Raw genomic sequence first — 21539 nt, forward strand, 5'->3', positions numbered from 1 at the left:
GACGCTTGCGGGTCTCCACACAGAAAGACCCTCACAACGAACTACAATATCCTGGATCCAATATAATCGGTCAAGCGGTTCCCGCAGCGTTCAGTGGATGTTGTGAGGCTCGGGCGTGCGCCTATGGCGAGAACTGCCCAAATATGCTGGATGCGATCACAAGCCCGACGTTGATGGCGGATCGGCAGCTTGAGCGCGCGACGGACGTAAAAAAGGCCACGTACCTTTTGGGAACGTGGCCTTATTTCTTTGGTGCGTGAGGCCGGACTCGAACCGGCACGAGATTGCTCCCGTCAGGACCTAAACCTGGTGCGTCTACCAATTTCGCCACTCACGCGAATTTTTTTACCTGGCAGGCAGGACCGCTACGATATCGCGAGCGATACAAACCTAGGCGAGACATCGAAGTTCTGCGATACCAGCAACAGCCCTTATTCTACGCGGGTTCCCGCGACTTCAGCCCTGCCGCCGCCTGGCGGAGCGTCAGGACCTGAACCTGGTCCGCCCACCCATTTCGCTACCCGCGCAGGCAGGCACGGCACGATGCGCCTGCCCGTTGTCCCGCATGCCGTCAGCCGCGTCAGAAACACGTGCCCGAAAGCGTAAGCGCGAGATTCTAACCGATTGATTCGCGCTTGTCTGCATTTGCCTGGCATCTGTCCGGGCGGCGCCGATGCTACAATTTTTGGCTTGATGCACGCACGGCGTGCCCCTTCTTCGCCTGCCTTCCCCACATTCCCAATCCTGTGAATTTCGACGAATATTGCCAGCAGAAAGCGGCGCCGCCCGGATCGAGCACCTACTATGCGCTTCGGCAGGCGCCCGCAGCCACCCAGCCGCTGTTGACCGCGCTGTTCGCGCTGCGCCGTGAGTTCGAGGAAACGGTCAAGGAGACCAGCGATCCGGCCATCGGCCGCACGAAACTCGCGTGGTGGCAAAACGAGCTCGCCGCACTGGCTTCGGGCTCGCCGTCGCATCCGGTGTCCAAGGCGCTGGCAGCCTATCTGCCCGATGTGAAAGCCGAGTACCCGGCGCTGCAGGCGTTGCTCGCCGGCTTCGAGATGGACCTCGACCAGGCGCGTTATCTCGACTACCCGAATCTGCGGCGCTACGTGCAAGGCGTGGGTGGCACCTTCGCGTCGTTGATCGCGCGCGCGACGGCGAAAGATCCCGCGCAGGCGTCGAACTGGTCCGCACCGCTTGGCGAGGCGCTGCTGCTCGCGCAGATCGTCGTCGAAACGGGCAATGACGCGCGCCACGGCCGCATCTATATTCCCATCGACGAAATGCAGCGCTTCAATGTGACTGCCGCGGACCTGATCAATCGAAAATATAGCGACGCGTTCACCGAGTTGATGCGCTTCGAGACCAAGCGCGCCCGCGATGCGTTGCAGACCGCGCTCGGCGCCGTGCCTGCAAGCAAGCGCCGCTCGCAGCGCACGCTCGTCGCGCAGGCGGCATTGGCGCTGGCCTTGCTGGATGAAATCGAACGCGACGGCTATCACGTTCTGCATCAGCGCATCGCGTTGACGCCGATCCGCAAGCTGTGGATCGCGTGGCGCGCGAGGTGATCGACCGGCGCGGCTGCATCAGCCCAGTTGCGCTCACAGCACGTTGTCAGACACGTAGCAACGGCAGCGGCTCGAACCGCTGCTGCAGAATCGTCGACGCGTCGAGTCCCCACCACGGCCCGAGCACGGTGGCGTAAAGCTGCCGGAAATCGACGCCGACCGGCAAGTTGCCATTGCCGTCGAGCCGCGCCAGCACCGGCGGCACGCCATATAAGCCGCCGCGCACGCGTCCACCCATGACGAAATGCGGCGCCACGGTGCCGTGATCGGTGCCGTTGCTCTGATTCTCACGCGGACGCCGGCCGAACTCGGCATAGGTCATCACCAGCGTATCGTCCCAGCGGCCGAGTTCGACGAGCGCCGACTTCATCGACATCAATCCTTCCGCGAGCTGCTTGAGCAGCGCCGCCTGCTGACCTGGCTGATTCTGATGCGTGTCGAACCCGTTCAACGTGAGGCGGATCACCGCGACACCCTGGCCACGCTTCGGCTGTTCTTGTGGCGCGTTTCCCGAAGAAACTTTCTTCGGAGCTTCACCCGCCGCCACTACCTGCATCGCCGTTTTGATCGAGCTGCCGAACGCGCCGCCGGGAAACACGGTTTTCAACTGAGCCTGTCCTCGCGCGGGACGCAGCCGGTCGGCGGCTTTCACAATGTCGTTCTCGACGTCGAGAATATGCGCCAGCTCGGGATTGCGCTCACGCAGCGATACCGGCTTCGCGAGCCGCGAAGCCTTGACGAACTGCGCCGGATTGACCAGCGCGATCGCACGCGCGCCGTTCGCGAGCGGCCCCATCTCGGCGCTGCCGATCACCACGCCGTCGGCGGCAAAACCGGCGGGCACCGGCGTCTGCGCAAACGCGCGCGTCAACCATCCCTCGCGCAAGTATTGGTCGGAACGTGACGCGGTGTCCCAGATCTCGATCGAGCGGAAATGTGACAGGTTCGGTTGCGCATAGCTCACGCCCTGCACGATCGCCAGTTGCTGGCCACGCCACAGCGGCATCAGCGGTTGCAAGGACGGATGCAGCGCGGTGCGCTCGTCGAGTTGAATCGCCTGCTCGCGTTTGATGCCGATGTTCTTGCGCAACTGGTAGTAGGCGGGATCGGCAAAGGGAATCACGGTATTCAAACCGTCGTTGCCACCCTTCAGTTCGACGAGAATCAACAGGTTGTCGTAGCCGCGTGCCGAAGACGCGCCCGGCGCCGCCATCTGCGCGCCGAACGCGTGGGGCAGCCAGAGTGTTGCGCTGGCGGCCGCGCTCATCGAGAGAAAGCTGCGTCGTTTCATCCTGCACCTCGTTCGATTGTCGCGGCGCGAATCGTGTCGCCGCCGACAGACACATTCTTTTTAGCGTCCTGGCGCGTGCTTATTTCAGCGGCTCACCTCACTTCAGTTGATACGCCGGGTCCATCAACAATGCCTCCAGATACGCACTCGCGGTCGAACCGGTTTCGATCGCATCCACCGGCGTGAGCGGCAAGACCGCATGCTGCAACTGCAACTCGGCCGACACGCCCGGCCTGGCCGTCGGCGCGGTGTTGTAGTGCGCGAGCCACGTCTCGATGTCGAAGCGTACGCCACCTTTGCCACCTTGAGCGGCCCGCGCCATCGTGCGTTGCGGCGTTGGCGCCGTCTGCATGTCCGGCATCGCGCCGCTTGCCGCGAACTCTGCGTTCATCGGATTGGTCATGCGCCGCGTACCGGCAGCCTCGGTCGCGCGAAACAGCTGCTCGACGAATTGCTTGCGGGCGAGCAGCGTGGAACTATTGATCCATGTCGTGCCGCCCGGCCATCCTTTGACGTTCGGCGGATAGAACAGGTTCTCGCCGAGCGCGCGGATTTGCGAGGCGAACGGCGCAGTGTCGTCGTAGCCGATGTCGAACGCCCGCAGCGTGCCGACCACGAACTCCGCCGGCGACTTCACGAGGACGCCGCGATTGTCGTCGTCCCAGAACGCGTCGGTCAGGAAGACACCGCGCAACGCGATCTTGATATCGTAGTGGCTCGCGCGAAACCGCGCCGCGATCGGTTCGATGCGCGACGGGTCCGGCGTATCCGAGACGAACTCTCGCCACAGTTTGGTGGTCACGAAGATCGCCGTTTCCGGCCGTGCGAGCAGAATATCGAGCACCTGGTCGCCGTCGAACGGCCCCGTCTCGCCGAGCACGGTCTTCTCGCCGTCGTCGTGCTGGTTGGCGCGCCACACGTAGGCCTGCGTGTCCGGATCGAGACTCCAACCGGTGTACGCACGTGCAGCCTCCGACACGTCGCGCTGCGTGTAATGCCCTTCGCCGAGCGTGAACAGCTCCATCACTTCACGGGCAAAATTTTCGTTGGGCTTGCCCTTGCGATTGCTCGCGCCGTCGAGGTATTGCAGCATCGCCGGATCTTTGGCGACGTCGTGCAACAGCTCGCCGAAGTGGCCGAGCGCGTCTCGCCGCAACAGCATGTTCTGCAGCGCCATCTGCTGCGGATACGGCACCTTGTCCTGACCCGACGTGAAGTGGTTATGCCAGAAGAGCGTCATGCGCTCGGTGAGCGGCGACGGCGTGGTCGACATCTCACGCACCCACCACGCGCGTAATAGTTCGTAACGCTGGCCACGCAGGCGCAGCGCTTCGCGACGTTGATCGTCGCTCCACGCCTTGCGCGTCTCGCGTGTCGGAATCGGTTCGAGGACCCAGTCGGGCAACGGCGTGACCGCCTCGGTTCGAGTGCTCGCGAGTACCTTGTCGACCGCCTGCGCTCGCGTGAGTCCAACGTATTGCGCAAGCTCGGCGCTATCCGGCGCGAAGCCGACGCGCGTCAGGAAGAAGCGCGCATCGTCGGCACCGAGGATGCTCTGTTCGCGCTCTGAAGCTGCACGCTCATCGGCGGTCGCCACACGGTGCCTGAACTGTTGACCATGGGTCGCGCCCGGCTGCACAGCGACGGCCGGTCCACCACATGCCACCACCGCCAGCGCAATCGCCGATGCTGCGAACCGGCGGCCATGACTACCACGCGTGAGCAATTTCATCATCGGTCATCAAGATTGGCGCGACGTCATGGAACAGGCGTTGGCGCGTGCAGTGCGTGCATGGCGCGCTTCGCTCTGACGACTCAACGGCAGACTGAACGGGAAAGTTGACGGGGGAAATGCGATGAATTCTTTCACGCGGGGCAGAAGCGTGAAACTCGTGCCGAGGGCTGGCACGATAATAGCTACCGCTTATAAAGTTCGCGGACAGCGTCTTCGATATGCTGCCGTAACAGACGCCGTTCGTCGGGCGTCATATGACCGTCACGACGACGTTGATCAAGATCGGGGGGAACTGCGGTGCGCAACATGACGTCTGATGCGGGGTGGTCGGTGTTCGGGTTGTGGCGGCTGGGCTTGCCCTGCTTGGGCGCGTGCTCGCTCGCAGCTCTGTCGGCGGAAGGCTGGGCATGGGCGAGCGTTGGTCCTAGTGAGCCTGCAAGCGTACCGGCTACCGCCAGTGCAATCACGCTTAGGCGCACATTCGGCCAAACCCCTCCCTTCATGTTGTTCCCTTCGTGGCGCGGCAACCGGCTACCTCAAATGCGTATACGAACCCCGGTAACGAGCCGGGTGCGATAGTTTTAGTCGTGTGAAGTATCCACCGAACAGCCGCATTCAGTAAAGGAGTCTACCTGCCCCCGCTTTACGTCGTGCCACAGTGCGGGTAAATTTTGTAACTGACTGTAACCCGTTAAATGATGCAAACGCGCACCACTTTCTAATCGCGCTAAGATGCCGACCATGGAAACTAAAAACCCTTCGAAAATCCTCGTCGTCGACGACGATCCGCGCCTGCGCGATCTGCTGCGCCGCTACCTCGGTGAACAGGGCTTCAATGTCTATGTCGCCGAGAACGCGCCGTCCATGAACAAGCTCTGGGTGCGTGAGCGCTTCGACCTGCTGGTGCTCGATCTGATGCTGCCAGGCGAAGATGGTTTGTCGATCTGCCGGCGCCTGCGCGGCAGCAACGACCGCACGCCGATCATCATGCTGACGGCCAAGGGCGAAGACGTCGATCGGATCGTCGGCCTCGAAATGGGCGCCGACGACTATCTACCCAAGCCATTCAACCCGCGCGAGCTGGTTGCACGCATCCACGCGGTGCTGCGCCGCCAGTCGCCTTCGGAGTTGCCGGGCGCGCCGTCCGAAACCACCGAGGTGTTCGAGTTCGGCGAGTTCGCGTTGAATCTCGCCACCCGTACGCTCACCAAGGCCGGCCAGGAAATTCCGCTGACCACGGGCGAGTTCTCGGTACTCAAGGTGTTCGCGCGTCACCCGCGCCAGCCGCTGTCGCGTGAAAAGCTCATGGAGCTCGCACGCGGCCGTGAGTACGAAGTCTTCGACCGCAGTCTCGACGTGCAGATCTCGCGTCTGCGCAAGCTGATCGAACCTGATCCGGGCAGCCCGCGTTTCATTCAGACCGTCTGGGGTCTGGGCTACGTGTTCATCCCCGACGGTGCAGCCTGAGTTTGTTTTCATCTGCTGCTTTTGATTCTAAATAAGAAGGGCCCATGCGGATCGACCGGCGCCTCCTGACGCTCGCGTTCGGCGGCCTTTTCTGGCGGACCTTTCTGTTGATCGCGCTGTTGATCGCAGTCAGTCTCGCCGCGTGGTTCCAGAGCTTCCGGGTGATCGAACGCGAGCCGCGCGCGCAGCGCGTGGCGTTGCAGCTCGTCGCCATCGTCAAGCTCACGCGCACCGCACTCCTCTATTCCGATCCCGACCTGCGGCGCGCCTTGCTGCAGGATCTGGAAAGCAATGAAGGGGTGCGCGTGTACCCGCGCGAAACCACCGACAAGTACAAGCTGCAGCCCGACGAGTCGCTGAACCGGCTGATCGAACACGACATTCGCGGCCGCCTCGGCGACGACACCGTGATTGCCCAGAGCGTGAACGACATCCCCGGCGTCTGGATCAGCTTCAAGATCGACGACGACGACTACTGGGTCGCGCTCGACCGCGATCAGCTCGACAACGCCACCGGTTTGCAATGGGCCGGCTGGGGCGTGTTCGCGCTGGCGCTGTCGCTGTTCGGCGCGGCCTTCATTACGAGTCTCGTGAACCGTCCGTTTGCGCGCCTCGCCATGGCCGCGCGCAAGGTCGGCTCCGGGCAGTCGCCGGAGCCGCTGCCCGAGCGCGGCATGGGCGTCGCTGCGGAAACCAATCGCAGTTTCAACCAGATGGTGCAGGACCTCGAACAGCTCGAGGCCGACCGCGCGCTGATGCTCGCGGGCATCTCGCACGATCTGCGCACCCCGCTCGCGCGGCTGCGGCTCGAAACCGAAATGAGCCCGTCCGACCAGGCCACCAAAGATGCGATGGTCGACGACATCGAGCAGATGGACATGATCATCGGCCGGTTCCTCGATTACGCGCGCCCGGTGCAGCGCGTGCCGGAACCCGTGGACCTGTCCGTGATCGCGGGAGAACTGGCCGCGCGCATGCAGAGCGAAGACAGCATGCGCCTGATCACGCGGCTCGCGCCGTCGGCGGTGATCGAAGCCGACGAAACCGACATGCGGCGGGTGGTCGGCAACTTGCTGGAAAACGCGCGCAAGTATGGTCTGAGCGACGGCGACGGCATTCCGCACGTGATTCTGGAAACGCGGGTGTCGCACTCGCGGGTCGAGCTGTCCGTGGTCGACGAAGGCCCCGGCATTCCGGAAGACCAGTTGGCGCTTGTCACGCGGCCGTTCTATCGTGTGAATTCGGCGCGCACTCAGGCGAACGGCACGGGCCTTGGTATGGCCATCGTCCAGCGCCTCGTGGGCCGTTACCGTGGCGCGCTGCGCTTGCGCAATCGCACGCCTGGACCGGGTCTGGAGGTCACCATCGAGTTTCCGCTCGCCAAGGGCGTCTGATCGGAACGGGCGTCATCCGTCCTTCGTGAGGATATGCCGCGTCGAATAATAACCACCCGGTTAGTTATTTATAGCTATCGGACAGATAATTCAATAGCACGACCGCGAATCACATGGAACGCGCTCGTTGCGGCGAGTTGGTAGCCTGAAAGCATGCTGTTTTCCGACACACGAAGGAGCACTTCCATGAGAACCGTTGGCGATAAACTCGAAGCGTTCACCGTCACTGCCGCGAAGCCGGGCTTCAACCATCATGAAGAGAACGGCATGTCGGCGTTCGAAGAGATCACGGAGCAGTCGTTCCCGGGCAAGTGGAAGATCATCTACTTCTACCCGAAGGATTTCTCGTTTGTGTGTCCGACGGAAATCGTCGAATTCGCCAAGTTGGCCAAAGATTTCGAAGAGCGCGACGCGGTGTTGATGGGCGGCAGCGTCGACAACGAATTCGTGAAACTGGCATGGCGCCGCGCGAACAAGGACCTGGACAGGCTGAACCACTACGCCTTCGGCGACGTGAAGGGCGAGCTGATCGACCAGTTGGGCGTGCGTGACCAGGAGGCCGGGGTCGCGTTGCGCGCCACCTTCATCGTCGATCCGGACAACACGATCCAGCACGTGTCGGTGAACAATTTGAACGTGGGCCGCAACCCGGAAGAAGTGCTGCGCATTCTGGACGGCTTGCAAACGGACGAGCCGTGTGCTTGCAACCGCGAAGTCGGCGGCGACACGCTCTAAGCGGTGCTGGTGAAAAGCCCGCCTAGGGCTTGAATGCGCGCAACGCGGCGAGGCTCCCGCCGCTGCGCGCTTTGTAAAACCAATCAGTTCTTGATCAGCAGAACCGCAGCCTGAGCTTCAATGCCCTCGCCTCGGCCGAGATAACCGAGCTTCTCATTGGTCTTGGCTTTGACGTTGACCCGCTCGATCGGCAGATCAAGATCCGCGGCGATATTGGCGCGCATGCCCTCGATATGCGGCGCCAGCTTCGGCGCCTGCGCCACCACGCTGCTATCCACATTGGCGATGGAAAAACCCGCCGCCTTCACGCGCGCGAAACATTCACGCAGCAACACGCGGCTATCGGCGCCGGCAAATTTCGCGTCGGTATCGGAGAAATGCCGGCCGATATCGCCCATCGCGGCGGCGCCGAAAATGGCGTCGGTAATGGCGTGCAGCAGCACGTCCGCGTCCGAATGGCCGAGCAGGCCGCGCTCATAGGGAATCGTCACGCCGCCGATGATCAACGGACGTCCCGGCACCAGCGCATGCACGTCATACCCTTGCCCAATTCTGAAATCCATATGCGTCAAGTCCTCAAGTCCGCTCACTAAAATTGAAATCGCTGATCACGCAGCCGCCGGCCGGCTCAGAATCGCCTCGGCCAGATCGAAGTCTTCCGGATATGTCACCTTGAAGTTGCGCAAGCTGCCCTGCACCAGCTTCGGCGCATAGCCCAGCCATTCGATAGCGCTCGCTTCGTCCGTCAGGTCGTGACCGTCGGCCTGCGCGCGCAGGATCGCCTCGCGCAGCATGCCGATGCGGAACATCTGCGGCGTCTGCGCCTGCCACAAGCCGTCGCGCGCCTCGGTGCGGGCGATCCGGCCGTCGGACGAGCTAGCGTCGATCCGTTTCAGCGTGTCCGCCACGGGCAACGCCATGATGCCGCCCACCGCGTCGTCCTTCAGCGCGCCGATCAGCGTGCGAATCAGCGCGGGCGTGATGCCCGGCCGCGCCGCGTCGTGCACGAGCACCCAGTCGTCGTCACGCGCGCCGAACTCGGCGAGCGCATGCAGGCCGTTGAGCACCGACGCCTGGCGCGAGGCCCCGCCGCTGCGGCGCACGGCAAAACGCAAGCCGCCGAAGCGGCGGCCGTCGAAGTGCGCGTCGTCCGGGGCGATCACGACAAGGGTTTGCGCAAACTCGCTGCAGGCGTCGAATGCCGCCAGCGAGTAATGCAACATGTCGCGACCGGCGACAGTGCGATATTGTTTGGGCATCGCGGCGCCGGAACGGCTGCCGGTGCCAGCGCACGGAATCAGGGCAAATAGACGGGAAGTCACGAGTGCGGATGCCGCGAAGTCAAAGTAAAGGACGGATTTTATAATAGGTCCTTCGCATCCACGCCCCGACACGCGTAAACTTGCCGGTCACGTGTGAGCCTGAGGCCGCTTTTTCTCATCTATGCCAGACATCGCCGCATCATCGCAGTACTCCCCGCCCGTCGCGCTCGTCAAGGCCGGCCAGCGTTTCGCCTTCGACGGCACGCACGGCTCGTCCGACGCGCTGCTGATCGCCCGCTACCATCTCGCCTATCGCGAGAAGGTGCCGCTGCTGGCGGTCGTGTGCGAAAGCGCCGTCGATGCGCAGCGTTTGGCACAAGAAATCGGCTTTTTCGCGCCCGAGGCGCGCGTGCGCCTGCTGCCAGACTGGGAAACGCTCCCTTACGATACCTTTTCACCGCATCAGGATCTGGTCTCGGAGCGCCTCGCCACGCTGCACGATCTCGGCGAAGGCCGCTGCGACATCCTGCTGGTGCCCGCCACCACGGCGCTGTACCGCATGCCGCCCGCCTCGTTCCTGGCGGCCTACACGTTCTCCTTCTCGCAAGGCGAGCGCCTTGACGAAGCCAAGCTCAAGGCGCAGTTGACCCTGGCCGGCTACGAACACGTAAGCCAGGTGGTGCGTCCGGGCGAATACTGCGTACGCGGCTCGTTGCTCGATCTCTATCCGATGGGCTCGCCCTTGCCCTACCGGATCGACCTGTTCGACGACCAGGTCGACTCGATCCGCGCGTTCGACCCGGACACGCAGCGCAGCCTGTACCCGGTGAAAGACGTGCGCCTCTTGCCGGGCCGCGAATTTCCCTTCGATGAAGCCGCCCGCACCGCTTTCCGCAGCCGCTGGCGTGAGACCTTCGAGGGCGACCCGAGCCGCGCGTCGATCTACAAGGACATCGGCAACAGCGTGCCGTCCGCGGGGATCGAATACTATCTGCCGCTCTTCTTCGACGACACGGCCACGCTGTTCCATTACCTGCCCCAAGGCGCGCAACTGGCGTTCGTCGGCGATCTCGAGGCGGCGATCCGGCGCTTCACCAACGACACGAAGCAGCGCTACAACTTCCTCTCGCACGACCGCGACCGGCCGATTCTGGAGCCGCAGCGCCTGTTCCTGTCGGACGAAGACTTCTTCACGCTCGCCAAACCGTTCGCGCGGCTCTCGCTGCCCGCCAACGCCGGCGGCGGCTGGTCGACGCCGTTGCCCAATCTCGCGATCGATCGTCATGCGGAAGATCCGGTCGCAGCCTTGCGCGCGTATCTCGACACCACGCCGAACCGCGTGCTGTTCGCCACCGAATCGGCGGGCCGGCGCGAAACGCTGTTGCAGTTGCTCGCCGACAATCATCTGCGACCGGTATCGAGCGACAGCTTCCAGGACTGGCTCACGAGCGACGAGCGCTTTTCATTGGGCGTCTCGCCGCTCGCCAACGGTTTTGCCGTGCCGGTCGACGGCATCGCGATCATCACCGAAACCGAGCTGTATGGTCCGCTCGCGCGTCGCTCGGGGCGCCGCCGTCAGGAACAGGCGAGCAACGTCGATTCGATGGTGCGCGATCTGTCCGAGCTCAAAGTGGGCGATCCGGTCGTGCATTCGCAGCACGGCATCGGCCGCTATATGGGACTCGTGACCATGGATCTCGGCGAAGGCGAGACCGAGTTCCTGCACCTCGAATACGCGGGCGACAGCAAGCTCTACGTGCCGGTCGCGCAGTTGCACGTGATCTCGCGCTATAGCGGCGCCGATCCGGAAAGCGCGCCGCTGCACTCGCTCGGCTCAGGCCAGTGGGAAAAAGCCAAACGCAAGGCCGCGCAGCAGATCCGCGACACCGCGGCCGAACTGCTGAATCTCTACGCGCGCCGCGCCGCCCGTTCGGGCCATGCGTTCGCGCTCGAACCGAAAGACTATGTGAAGTTCGCGGAGAGTTTCGGCTTCGAGGAAACGCCGGACCAGGCTGCGGCGATCGCGGCCGTGATCGGCGACATGACGAGCGGCAAGCCGATGGATCGCCTCGTGTGCGGCGACGTCGGCTTCGGCAAGACCGAAGTGGCACTGCGTGCGGCGTTCATCGCGGTAATGGGCGGCAAGCAGGTTGCCCTGCTCTCGCCCACCACGCTCCTCGCCGAACAGCACACGCAAACCTTCAGCGACCGCTTCTCAGATTGGCCGGTGCGGATCGCCGAACTGTCGCGCTTCAAGTCGACCAAGGAAGTCAGCGCGGCGATCCAGCAGATCAACGACGGCAGTGTCGATATCGTAATCGGCACGCACAAGCTGCTCTCGTCCGACGTGCAGTTCAAGCGGCTGGGACTCGTGATCATCGACGAGGAACACCGTTTCGGCGTGCGTCAGAAAGAGGCCTTGAAGGCCTTGCGCGCCGAAGTGGACGTGCTCACGCTCACCGCCACGCCGATCCCGCGTACGCTCGGCATGGCGCTCGAAGGCCTGCGCGATTTCTCCGTGATCGCCACCGCGCCACAAAAGCGCCTCGCGATCAAAACCTTCGTGCGGCGCGAGGAAGACAGCGTGATTCGCGAAGCCATGCTGCGCGAGTTGAAGCGTGGCGGCCAGGTCTACTTCCTGCACAACGAAGTCGAGACGATCGAAAATCGCCGGCAAATGCTCGAAACGTTGGTGCCCGAAGCGCGCATCGCGGTCGCGCATGGACAGATGCATGAACGTGAACTCGAACGCGTGATGCGCGACTTCGTTGCGCAGCGCGCCAACGTGTTGCTGTGCACGACGATTATCGAAACCGGTATCGACGTGCCGAGCGCCAATACGATCCTGATTCATCGCTCCGACAAGTTCGGTCTCGCGCAATTGCATCAGTTGCGTGGCCGTGTGGGCCGTTCTCATCACCAGGCGTATTCGTATCTGCTGGTCCACGATCCGCAAGGGCTGACCAAACAGGCGCAACGTCGCCTCGAAGCGATCCAGCAGATGGAGGAACTCGGTTCGGGCTTCTATCTGGCCATGCACGACCTCGAGATTCGCGGCACGGGCGAAGTGCTCGGCGACAAACAGTCGGGCGAGATTCACGAGATCGGCTTCCAGCTCTACACCGACATGCTGAACGACGCCGTGAAGGCGCTCAAGGAAGGCAAGGAGCCCGACCTCACCGCACCGCTCGCCGCGACCACCGAGATCAACCTGCACGCGCCGGCGATTCTCCCGGCGGACTATTGCGGCGATGTGCAGGAGCGTCTGTCGCTCTACAAGCGGCTGGCTAATTGCGAACACAACGATTCGATCGACGGCATTCAGGAAGAATTGATCGACCGTTTCGGCAAGTTGCCGCCGCAAGCGCATGCGCTGGTGGAGACGCATCGTCTGCGGCTGGCGGCGAAGCCGCTGGGTATTTCGAAGATCGACGCCGGCGAAGCGGTGATCGGCTTGCAGTTCATCCCCAATCCGCCGATCGACGCGATGCGGATCATCGAGATGGTGCAGAAGCACAAGCACATCAAGCTCGCGGGCCAGGACAAGCTGCGTATCGAAACGCGCAGCCCGGATCTCGCGGTGCGTGTCGCCACGGTCAAGGAAACCTTGCGCGCGCTCGGCACGCCGAGCCGCGGCACCGCGGCCAGCGCTGCTGCGCGATGAGTTCGTCGATCGCGCCGCGCTAATGCGGCGTTGGCGCGGCGTTAAAAAAACGCGGGACGTCTAGCGTTTTTTCGTTCATGCTGCGGTGCGCAAACGCGCGCCGCAGCATACGGACGGCTTTTTTTTGGGTATGATCGAAAGACTTAAATGCCGGAGTCTTGTCATGTCTCATGTCGCTGAATCAGCGCAGTCTTCGCAATCGTCCGCCTCCGCTTCAAATTCCTCCTCTCCTGTCTCGCTCCCGTGGGTCACCCGTCTCGTGTCGATGGACACGGTCAGCCGCAATCCGAATCTCGGCCTGATCGAAACCGTGCGCGACGAATTGCGTGCCGTCGGTATTCAGGCCACGCTCACGCACGACGAAAGCGGCAAATGGGCCAACCTGTTCGCGACGATTCCCGCACACGACGGCGAAACGAACGGCGGCGTGGTGCTGTCGGGCCACACCGACGTCGTACCCGTGGACGGCCAGCAATGGGACAGCGATCCGTTCAAGCCGGAAATTCGCGGCGACAAGCTGTACGGCCGCGGCACCTGCGACATGAAAGGCTTCATCGGCGCGGCGCTGACGCTCGTGCCGGAGATGCAGCGCACCAAACTCGCCAAGCCGATTCACTTTGCCCTGTCGTTCGACGAGGAAGTGGGCTGCGCGGGCGCGCCGCTCCTGATTGCCGACCTGATGAAGCGCGGCGTGAAGCCGGACGGCTGCATCGTCGGCGAGCCGACCAGCATGCGGCCGATCGTGGCGCACAAAGGCATCAATGCTTACCAGTGCTGTGTGCGCGGTCAGGCGGCGCATTCGTCGCTTACGCCGAAGGGTTTGAACGCGATCGAATACGCCGCGCGGCTGATCTGCTACATCCGCGACATGGCCGACCAGTTCCGCGAGCAGGGCCCGTTCGACGAACTGTACGACGTGCCCTTCACCACCGCGCAAACCAGCACGATCGTGGGCGGCAATGCGATCAATACCGTGCCGGCCGAATGCAAGTTCCAGTTCGAATTCCGCAACCTGCCCACGCTCGATCCCGAACCGATCTTCGCGCGCGTCGATCAATACGCACGCGAAACGCTGCTGCCGAAAATGTTGCGCGAGCATCCATCGGCGGCGATCGAGATTACGAAGATCGCCGCGGCGCCCGGACTCGATTCGTCTGAACAAGCCGCCATCACGCAACTGGTGCGCGCGCTGACCGCCGATCAGGACAGGCGCAAGGTCGCCTACGGCACGGAAGCCGGCCTCTTCTCGCTGGCGGGCATTCCGAGCATCGTATGCGGCCCAGGCGACATTCAGCAGGCGCACAAGCCCAACGAATTCGTCGCGCTGGATCAACTGGTGGCGTGCGAGCGTTTCCTGCACAAATTCATTCACAGCATGTCGGTCGACGCGCACGCGCGCTGAAACTGACGCGCGTAGAAAGAGTCTTACCCATACCGACCCAAGCACGCCCACGCCATGTCCACCGCCACGCCGCAACACACCGACCATACGATCGACGGGGAGCCGATCCCCACGCTCGACGACATCGCCGCACAGCACTTTGCGTTGACGCCGTGGGTGACGCGAACGCCGGTGTTCGACAGGGCGGACTTTCCGTCGCTGGAAGGCACGGTGGTGAACTTCAAGTTCGAGCTGTTGCAGGCGGGCGGCAGCTTCAAGGCGCGCGGCGCGTTCACCAATCTGCTCGCACTGGACGAAGCGCAACGCAGCGCGGGCGTCACTTGCGTGTCGGGCGGCAATCATGCGGTGGCGGTCGCGTATGCGGCCATGCGCCTCGGCATCAGCGCCAAGGTCGTGCTGTTTCACGCGGCCAATCCGGCGCGCGTAGCGCTGTGCCGGCAATACCGCGCCGAGATCGTGTTCGCGCAAGACATTGCCGAGGCATTCGAACTGGTGCGCCGTATCGAGGCTGAAGAAGGCCGCTATTTCGTGCATCCGTTCAACGGCTATCGCACGGTGCTGGGTTCGGCCACGCTCGGCTACGAGTGGGCCACGCAAACGCCGGATCTCGAAGCGGTGATCGTGCCGATCGGCGGCGGCGGCCTCGCGGCGGGTGTGGCGACCGCCATGCGGCTCGCGAATCCGAACGTGCATGTATATGGCGTGGAACCCGAAGGCGCGGATGTCATGGGCAAGAGTTTCGCCGCCAATCACACGGTCAAGATGCGCCAGATGCACGGCATTGCCGACTCGCTCATGTCGCCGCATACCGAGGAATACAGCTACGAATTGTGCCGCCGTCATATCGATCAGCTCGTCACGGTTTCCGACGACCAGTTACGCGCGGCCATGTTGACCTTGTTCGGACAACTGAAGCTTGCGGTCGAGCCGGCCTGCGCCGCGGCTACCGCCGGCTTGCTCGGCCCGCTGCGCGAACAGTTGCAAGGCAAACGCGTGGGTGTTCTGCTGTGCGGCACCAATACCGACCCGGTCACATTTGCCACGCATATAGACTACGCGCGACATAGCGAGTCACTGTTTCCTCAATAAAAAACAATCCTCGCATTCCCCGGCAAAAGACTAGCCTATCAATCTCAGGTTGGTATCATTCGAATATCGACTTCTGGGAGGAACCTCTATGAGCATGGTCAAGGAATTCAAGGAATTTGCCCTCAAGGGCAACGTGATGGATCTCGCGGTCGGTGTGATTATCGGCGGCGCCTTCTCCACCATCGTCAATTCAATTGTTAAAGACCTGATCATGCCGGTTGTCGGGCTTGCCACCGGCGGCCTCGATTTCTCCAATAAGTTCGTTCGGCTCGGTGCAATTCCACCTAGCTTCAAGGGCAGTCCCGAGTCGTATAAAGACTTGCAAACGGCGGGTGTTGCCGTGTTCGGTTATGGCTCGTTCATCACCGTGCTGATCAACTTCCTGATCCTCGCGTTCATCATTTTCCTGATGGTCAAGTTCATCAACAATCTGCGCAAGCCGGCTGAAGCCGCACCGGCAGAACCGCCGCCGACACCGGAAGACGTGCTGCTGCTGCGTGAAATCCGCGATTCGTTGAAGAACTCACCGCGTTGAGCATGCCGGCGTCTCAGCCGGAGCCAGCCACAAGCCGCAAGCAAAAGGCCTGTTGCGATTCCCTCGCAACAGGCCTTTTTCCTTACCGAGCGCCGATGCCGGCGGCACACGCTCAAGCGTCCTTCTGCTCCTTCTGACTGACCGCGCCTTCGATCATCGTCTCGAGCTGGCCGAAGTTGACAGGCTTGGTCAGGTGCGAAGTGAAGCCGGCGCTCAGGCAGCGACGCACGTCTTCGTCGGTGCCGAAGCCGGTCAACGCGACCGCGGGCGCGTCCGAGTGCTCGCGGAACGCCTTGATGAAGTCGAGGCCGGTGCCGTCGGGCAAACCGACATCGCTGACGATCAGATCGAAGGTCTGCGATTGAGTCGCGGCCAACGCGTCGTCGACCCGGCCCACGGTCGTGACCTCATGGCCAAGGCTGCGAATCAGTTGCTCCATGACCTCGGCGGTGTCCAAATGGTCTTCGATCAGCAGGATGTTCAGCAGACCGGCCGAATGCACTTCGTCCGGCACCACGACCGGTGACGTCACCTCAGGCGCAGCGGCGGTCGGCAAGGTGATCGTGAAGGTTGCGCCGCAGTGCGCGCCGGGGCTCTGCGCGGTCACCGTGCCGCCGTGCACGTCGGTCAATGCTTTCGTGATCGCGAGTCCGAGGCCGAGGCCGCCGAACTGCCGCGTCATGTTCTGATTGCCCTGCTCGAACGCGTTGAAGAGCTTGCCGATCTGCTTCGGCTCGATGCCGATCCCCGTGTCTTCGACCGATATCTGCACATGCATGCGTTCGTCGCGGGTGCGCACATAAATATGGCCGCCGTCCGGCGTGAACTTGGCGGCATTGCGAATCAGGTTCCACAGCATCTGCTGCAACCGCGCGCGATCGGCCAGCACGTAATGGTGCTGGGCGTCCTTATGGACGTGCACGTCCTGCTGCTTGACCTGAATCTCGCTGCGAAACAGTTCGAGCACGCTGTCTATCACCTCGTGCACGTCGACGGTTTCGAGCGACAGCCGCAACTTGCCGTTCGCCACGCGCGTGAGATCGAGCAGGTCGTCGATCAGCCGCGCTTCGAGTTCGACGTTACGGCGGATCATGCGCACGCTCGCGCGCGCCTGATCGGGCAGATCCGGGATCATCTCCAGCACGCTGGCGCCGGCCAGCACTGGCGTGAGCGGCGTGCGCAATTCGTGCGACAGCATGGCGAGAAAGCGGTCCTTGGCGCGATTGGCTTCTTCGGCGGTCTGGCGGGCGGCCTGCTCCGACGCCAGCAGCCGTTCGCGCTCCTCGTTCGCCTCGCGCTGCGAATGAATGTCCGTGCAACTGCCGAACCATTTGCTGACGTTGCCTTCGGCGTCGCGCATCGCCACCACGCGGACGTCGAACCAGCGGTATTCGCCGTCGTGCCGGCGAATCCGCAACTCGTGCCGGTAGTCGCCGACTTTGTCCGACACCGCCTTCAGCCAGCTACGGCGAACCTCTTCGCGGTCGTCCGGATGCACGGCGTCGAGCCAGGCGAGACCGTACGAACAGCTTTCAGCGAGGCCCGTATAGTCGTACCACTGCTTCGACAGAAAATCGCAGTCGCCCGTGGCGTTGCAGGTCATGACGAGGTGCGGCAAGGCCTCCGACAAGGTGCGGTAATGCTGCTCGCGATCGCGCAGCAGCAAGGCTTCGTCCGATGCGCGCTGCAGGCGCACTTGCGAGAGCACACGTTCGACGGCTTCAGGAAGGTAATCGAGGTAATCGCCGGATTTCGGCACCACGTCGGACACGCCTGCGCGCAGCGCTTCAATCACACGCGATTCGTCGGTGAAACCGGTCACGAGGATGGCGGGAATTCGCACGCCTTCCGTGCGCAAACGGCGAAAGAAGTCCAGGCCGGTCTCGGGGCCGCTCAGTTGATAGTCGAGCACCAGCAAGTCGGGACCGCCGCCCGCAAGCCGCTCACGGGCCGCTTCGACGCCGGCGCAGATCGCGACCCGGCAGCCCGCGCGCTCGAGCGACTTGCGCGCGAGCCGCAGGATGCCTTCGTCGTCATCGACGACCAGCACGTACGCGGCAGGCGGCGTGGACACTTCTTCGGTCATGCGGAGTCTTCTCTGGCTAGGGTCTTCAAGTGGTCTATCTTGTCACGAGCGGCTTTCGGCCGGCTTCATGCGAACCTTCCATCACGGCGCCGCGAGACGATGCCCCGAGGGCAGCTTGACCACCTGCAGGAAAAACCCGAGGCGCCGCACGGCTTCGATGAACGCATCGTACTCGACCGGCTTGGTGATGTAGACATTGCAGCCGAGTTCGTAGCAGCGAGCGATTTCGCGCGGGTCGTCGGTCGTGGTGAGGACGATCACCGGCACGGCGGCCGTTTGCGGCGACTCTTTCAGACGCCGCAAGACTTCGAAGCCGTCCACCCGCGGCATTTTCAGATCGAGCAGCACGACGAAATTCATCAAATCTTCGCGCGCGGGTACAGCGCTGTCAGCGGGATCGGCCGAGGAACTCGCGGCGGCGTCCGCCGGGGACGGCGTTGGACCGAAAAAATAATCGAGTGCCTGCTGGCCGTCGCGAAAGCGCACGAAACCGTTCGAAATGCCGGCACGGCGCAGATTGCGCTCGACGAGCGTGGCGTGGCCGTCGTCGTCTTCGATCAGTACGATGCTGACCGTTTCCCCGTGACTCATATGCTCTCCGTGCTGAACGATTGGTTGATGCCTGCCACATGTGAAGATCCGCGCCGCCGCCGCGTCTACCCGCTCTTATTCAGAGACGCGCGGGCTGTTCCGGCAACACCACAAAAAACGTCGACCCCGCGCCTTCCGCCGACTCGACCCACACGCGGCCCCCATGCCGCTCCACCGTGCGACGCACCACCGCGAGGCCAATGCCGTCGCCACTAGCGACGTCGCCGTGCAGGCGCTGAAATGCCCGGAACACTTTCGACATATACGCGGCCGGAATGCCGAGGCCATTGTCGCGCACATAATACGTGCGCATGCGCACCGCGCGTGGTTCGCCCGCCTCGCCCGGCTCGACCGGTTCTGGTTCCAGCGCGCCGACTTCGATACGCCCATTGCGCGCCGGGTCGAGATAATTCAACGCATTGCCGATCAGGTTGCTGAAAATCTGCTCGATCGCGCCCGGGTCGCCCCATGCCGGTGGCAAGTCGCGCACGGTCACCACGGCCGCATGCTGCCCGATCGCGCCCTGCAGCGCGTCGACCACCCGTCCCACCACGCGCCCGACGCTCACACGTTGCCACTGGTACTCGAGCCGGCCGGCGCGCGAGATGCGCAGCAGCGCGTCGATGATCGCGGCGGCCCGCGTCACTGCCGCGCGCAAATATTGCAAGGACTCGCGCACCTCGCCGTCGAGAATATGCGCCATGCGCCGATGCTCGGCCTCCGGCAATTTTGCCGCCTCGACGACGCTGTCCAGCTCGTCGCACGAGACCTGCAACTCCTTCGAGAAACCTTGCAGATTCACCAACGGCGAGCGCAGATCGTGCGACACGCTGTAGATGAACATTTCATTATCTTGCGTCTCCTGACGCAGTTCCTCGTTGACGCCCGCCAATTCTTGCGCGCGCGCTTCGAGCCGCGTTTTCAGCATGGCCTGCTCGGCGTCGGCCTCACGCAGGCGCGCGCTCGTCTGATGCAGCACGGTGTCGAGCGCGGCAATCTCGTCCCTACCCGACAGCGGCGGCGCGAGCGTGCGCCCGCTGCCCAAACGTTCGGCGTTATCGGCCAACACTTCCAGCCGCCGGCCGATGCTGCGCGCAAAGACCACCGCAGTGGCCGCCCAGATCAGCATCGAGCCCAGCACGGCGCCGATCAGCGCGTACTGCTGGCGGTCCCGCCGCCGCGCGAGCGCGGCCGAGCGCTCGGCGTCGAGCCGCGACGCCTCGTCGCCGAACGCGGCGAGTTCGTCACGAAACACCGCGATCTGCTGCGGCAACGCGCCGGTCTCCAGCGCGGCAAACGAATTCGGGCGATGCCCCGCATGCAGCGACTGTGAGATCGCGACAGTCTGCGCGCGATACGCGTCGATCGCCCGCTGCATCTTGTGCACACGCTCGACCTGCTGCGGCGTGCCGGCGACCAGCACCTCGAGATTCGACAGCCGGTCGCCCAGATCGACCCACACCGTATGGCGGTCGATCAGCGACGCATCACCGATGACCATAGCCGTGCGAACCCGCGCCGCCTGACGCAGCAACGGATCGACGATGGCCGACGACTGATAGAGGATCTGCTTGCTGTTGGTGACCCACTGCGCGGCCTGCGCTGTCTGCTCCTGGGTATCGAAGACGACGCCGAGAAGCGCCAGCTCGACCACGCTCGGCACTGCAATCAGCAGCAGACCCTTGGTGAATAGTTTCATGTTCGCCCGAAGGGTCGCAAAGAGTCACTCAAGCGGTCACTCAAGCCGCGGCGGTTCGCATGACCGGCCACGCCGCGCCGCCCTGGCGGGACTTTGCGGTGCCGGATCGGCGAGCTCGGCGCAGTGCAGCCGGACGGGCCATTATCGACGTGAATTCGAGATATTTCAACGTAGCGGCAGGATGCGCTCGTCCACACAAAAATGACTTTTTTATTGGTATGAGATGATTTTTCAGCGCCTCGTGCGTCTATGATGGAGACAGATGTGCTGAGAAGCGAAAGCGCGCGGCGAGGCGGTTCGGCATGATTCGTGCGGGAGGCGGTGGGGCGGCGTAATCGTCGAATCACCGTGAATCCGGCCTTGTCGTATGCTATAAAAGATCGACGTGCGGCGCGCGAAGCCGGGAGTGGTCGCATGAGGACGCTGCGTTTCTTGCAATTCTTTTTCAGGCGAATTTTTATGTCCTTCCCGAAAAAGCGTAGACGCGCGAAGGTGGACGGCGATGAGTCGTTCCTCGCGGTACTACGGCATTTCAAGCCGTTCGGTCAGCTCGACACCAAGATTGCGCGCGCTCGCGCGCAAGACGAGCCTGTCCTTTATGCACATGTGCTGCCAGGGCTCGATGTGCTTCTGTGCAGTGTGCGTGGCGCGCAACCGCCCTATCCTGCACCCGCGGAGTTGCGACGTCGCTGTATCGAATCGATTACCAATGCGCTGGAGCAACCGCTCGACGGCCTCGAGAACGGCGGCTACTGGTATGAGGCGGACGGTTTCGGCTTTCTGGTGTTCGCCAGCCGCGCTCGCGGCAAGATCCTGACGGAATTCGGCGCGACTCGCATTGGCGGCGCCCGTCGTGGGGTGCGTCGGCAGGATGCTGCCGGGGATGCCGCGCCGCGCTCGCTCAGGTAGACCTTTAGCTTTACGGTAGACCTTCACACTCGCAACACCGTCTGTTGGCAAAGCTCGTCAGGCGGCGTTGCGTCATCACCCTTCCTTGATTCGGCGCGTGTCATCTCAG

The 21539-nt window shown here is 63.1% G+C and carries 17 protein-coding genes and 1 tRNA gene; 9 read left to right on the plus strand and 9 right to left on the minus strand.

What is annotated here, in order from left to right:
• Positions 1-250 precede the first annotated feature (250 nt).
• A tRNA-Leu gene (locus tag P0D73_RS03825) sits at positions 251-337 on the minus strand.
• Between the two features lie 409 nt (positions 338-746).
• Here P0D73_RS03825 and P0D73_RS03830 point away from each other — a divergent pair.
• Positions 747-1571, plus strand: a complete 825-nt coding sequence (locus P0D73_RS03830; protein ID WP_408286716.1) for a squalene/phytoene synthase family protein — start codon at positions 747-749, stop codon at positions 1569-1571.
• A gap of 46 nt (positions 1572-1617) precedes the next feature.
• Here P0D73_RS03830 and P0D73_RS03835 read toward each other — a convergent pair whose 3' ends face one another.
• From P0D73_RS03835 to P0D73_RS03845, 3 genes are all read right to left on the minus strand, one after another.
• Entirely contained in the window at positions 1618-2862 is a 1245-nt protein-coding gene (locus tag P0D73_RS03835; protein WP_408429836.1) for a DUF1501 domain-containing protein, read from the minus strand.
• A 97-nt stretch (positions 2863-2959) separates the two neighbouring features.
• The gene (locus P0D73_RS03840) at positions 2960-4597 is read right to left on the minus strand and encodes a DUF1800 domain-containing protein (protein WP_408429839.1); all 1638 of its coding nucleotides are present in this window, start codon (positions 4595-4597) and stop codon (positions 2960-2962) included.
• Between the two features lie 182 nt (positions 4598-4779).
• Complete coding sequence (locus tag P0D73_RS03845) at positions 4780-5100, minus strand: hypothetical protein (protein WP_132374732.1); 321 nt, start codon at positions 5098-5100, stop codon at positions 4780-4782.
• A 229-nt stretch (positions 5101-5329) separates the two neighbouring features.
• Between P0D73_RS03845 and ompR the strand changes: the two genes are divergently transcribed.
• From ompR to P0D73_RS03860, 3 genes are all read left to right on the plus strand, one after another.
• Positions 5330-6064, plus strand: a complete 735-nt coding sequence (ompR, locus tag P0D73_RS03850; RefSeq protein ID WP_006048917.1) for an osmolarity response regulator transcription factor OmpR — start codon at positions 5330-5332, stop codon at positions 6062-6064.
• A gap of 44 nt (positions 6065-6108) precedes the next feature.
• Positions 6109-7458, plus strand: a complete 1350-nt coding sequence (locus P0D73_RS03855; RefSeq protein WP_007182020.1) for an ATP-binding protein — start codon at positions 6109-6111, stop codon at positions 7456-7458.
• 186 nt (positions 7459-7644) lie between these two features.
• Entirely contained in the window at positions 7645-8193 is a 549-nt protein-coding gene (locus P0D73_RS03860) for a peroxiredoxin (protein WP_408175517.1), read from the plus strand.
• A gap of 83 nt (positions 8194-8276) precedes the next feature.
• Here the strand turns inward: P0D73_RS03860 and ispF are convergent, their stop codons facing one another.
• Together ispF and ispD are read right to left on the minus strand one after the other, a co-directional pair.
• The gene (ispF, locus tag P0D73_RS03865) at positions 8277-8756 is read right to left on the minus strand and encodes a 2-C-methyl-D-erythritol 2,4-cyclodiphosphate synthase (RefSeq protein ID WP_132374734.1); all 480 of its coding nucleotides are present in this window, start codon (positions 8754-8756) and stop codon (positions 8277-8279) included.
• 45 nt (positions 8757-8801) lie between these two features.
• On the minus strand, positions 8802-9515 hold the full coding sequence (ispD, locus tag P0D73_RS03870) for a 2-C-methyl-D-erythritol 4-phosphate cytidylyltransferase (RefSeq protein WP_408286724.1): 714 nt from the start codon (positions 9513-9515) through the stop codon (positions 8802-8804).
• Positions 9516-9636: 121 nt separating this feature from the next.
• Here ispD and mfd point away from each other — a divergent pair, with 121 nt between their 5' ends.
• From mfd to mscL, 4 genes are all read left to right on the plus strand, one after another.
• Positions 9637-13119, plus strand: coding sequence for a transcription-repair coupling factor (mfd, locus tag P0D73_RS03875; RefSeq protein ID WP_408429841.1), 3483 nt, complete (start codon positions 9637-9639; stop codon positions 13117-13119).
• Positions 13120-13282: 163 nt separating this feature from the next.
• The gene (argE, locus tag P0D73_RS03880) at positions 13283-14521 is read left to right on the plus strand and encodes an acetylornithine deacetylase (RefSeq protein WP_408313173.1); all 1239 of its coding nucleotides are present in this window, start codon (positions 13283-13285) and stop codon (positions 14519-14521) included.
• A gap of 54 nt (positions 14522-14575) precedes the next feature.
• Entirely contained in the window at positions 14576-15610 is a 1035-nt protein-coding gene (locus P0D73_RS03885; RefSeq protein WP_408429844.1) for a threonine/serine dehydratase family protein, read from the plus strand.
• A gap of 88 nt (positions 15611-15698) precedes the next feature.
• Positions 15699-16145, plus strand: a complete 447-nt coding sequence (mscL, locus tag P0D73_RS03890; protein WP_310812031.1) for a large conductance mechanosensitive channel protein MscL — start codon at positions 15699-15701, stop codon at positions 16143-16145.
• Between the two features lie 112 nt (positions 16146-16257).
• On the opposite strand, the gene P0D73_RS03895 is transcribed toward mscL, so the two are convergent.
• The 3 genes from P0D73_RS03895 to P0D73_RS03905 form a co-directional block, all read right to left on the minus strand.
• Positions 16258-18231 (minus strand): hybrid sensor histidine kinase/response regulator, encoded by a 1974-nt coding sequence (locus tag P0D73_RS03895; protein ID WP_408429847.1) that lies wholly within the window; start codon positions 18229-18231, stop codon positions 16258-16260.
• 81 nt (positions 18232-18312) lie between these two features.
• On the minus strand, positions 18313-18822 hold the full coding sequence (locus P0D73_RS03900) for a response regulator (RefSeq protein WP_132374741.1): 510 nt from the start codon (positions 18820-18822) through the stop codon (positions 18313-18315).
• A 79-nt stretch (positions 18823-18901) separates the two neighbouring features.
• On the minus strand, positions 18902-20521 hold the full coding sequence (locus P0D73_RS03905; protein WP_408429851.1) for a sensor histidine kinase: 1620 nt from the start codon (positions 20519-20521) through the stop codon (positions 18902-18904).
• 414 nt (positions 20522-20935) lie between these two features.
• On the opposite strand from P0D73_RS03905, the gene P0D73_RS03910 reads away from it, so the two are divergent.
• Positions 20936-21430 (plus strand): hypothetical protein, encoded by a 495-nt coding sequence (locus P0D73_RS03910; protein ID WP_091794435.1) that lies wholly within the window; start codon positions 20936-20938, stop codon positions 21428-21430.
• Positions 21431-21539 lie beyond the last annotated feature (109 nt).

This window comes from Paraburkholderia sp. RL18-101-BIB-B (assembly GCF_046026985.1).
Taxonomy (GTDB): domain Bacteria; phylum Pseudomonadota; class Gammaproteobacteria; order Burkholderiales; family Burkholderiaceae; genus Paraburkholderia.

Bases quoted from the DNA above. Each gene is read 5' to 3' on its own strand.
- argE (WP_408313173.1), top strand. From the start codon at position 13,283: ATGTCTCATGTCGCTGAATCAGCGCAGTCTTCGCAATCGTCCGCCTCC.
- P0D73_RS03905 (WP_408429851.1), bottom strand. From the start codon at position 20,521: ATGAAACTATTCACCAAGGGTCTGCTGCTGATTGCAGTGCCGAGCGTG.
- ompR (WP_006048917.1), top strand. From the start codon at position 5,330: ATGCCGACCATGGAAACTAAAAACCCTTCGAAAATCCTCGTCGTCGAC.
- ispF (WP_132374734.1), bottom strand. From the start codon at position 8,756: ATGGATTTCAGAATTGGGCAAGGGTATGACGTGCATGCGCTGGTGCCG.
- P0D73_RS03910 (WP_091794435.1), top strand. From the start codon at position 20,936: ATGAGGACGCTGCGTTTCTTGCAATTCTTTTTCAGGCGAATTTTTATG.
- P0D73_RS03900 (WP_132374741.1), bottom strand. From the start codon at position 18,822: ATGAGTCACGGGGAAACGGTCAGCATCGTACTGATCGAAGACGACGAC.
- P0D73_RS03835 (WP_408429836.1), bottom strand. From the start codon at position 2,862: ATGAAACGACGCAGCTTTCTCTCGATGAGCGCGGCCGCCAGCGCAACA.
- mfd (WP_408429841.1), top strand. From the start codon at position 9,637: ATGCCAGACATCGCCGCATCATCGCAGTACTCCCCGCCCGTCGCGCTC.
- mscL (WP_310812031.1), top strand. From the start codon at position 15,699: ATGAGCATGGTCAAGGAATTCAAGGAATTTGCCCTCAAGGGCAACGTG.
- P0D73_RS03885 (WP_408429844.1), top strand. From the start codon at position 14,576: ATGTCCACCGCCACGCCGCAACACACCGACCATACGATCGACGGGGAG.
- P0D73_RS03855 (WP_007182020.1), top strand. From the start codon at position 6,109: ATGCGGATCGACCGGCGCCTCCTGACGCTCGCGTTCGGCGGCCTTTTC.
- P0D73_RS03895 (WP_408429847.1), bottom strand. From the start codon at position 18,231: ATGACCGAAGAAGTGTCCACGCCGCCTGCCGCGTACGTGCTGGTCGTC.
- P0D73_RS03860 (WP_408175517.1), top strand. From the start codon at position 7,645: ATGAGAACCGTTGGCGATAAACTCGAAGCGTTCACCGTCACTGCCGCG.
- P0D73_RS03840 (WP_408429839.1), bottom strand. From the start codon at position 4,597: ATGATGAAATTGCTCACGCGTGGTAGTCATGGCCGCCGGTTCGCAGCA.
- P0D73_RS03845 (WP_132374732.1), bottom strand. From the start codon at position 5,100: ATGAAGGGAGGGGTTTGGCCGAATGTGCGCCTAAGCGTGATTGCACTG.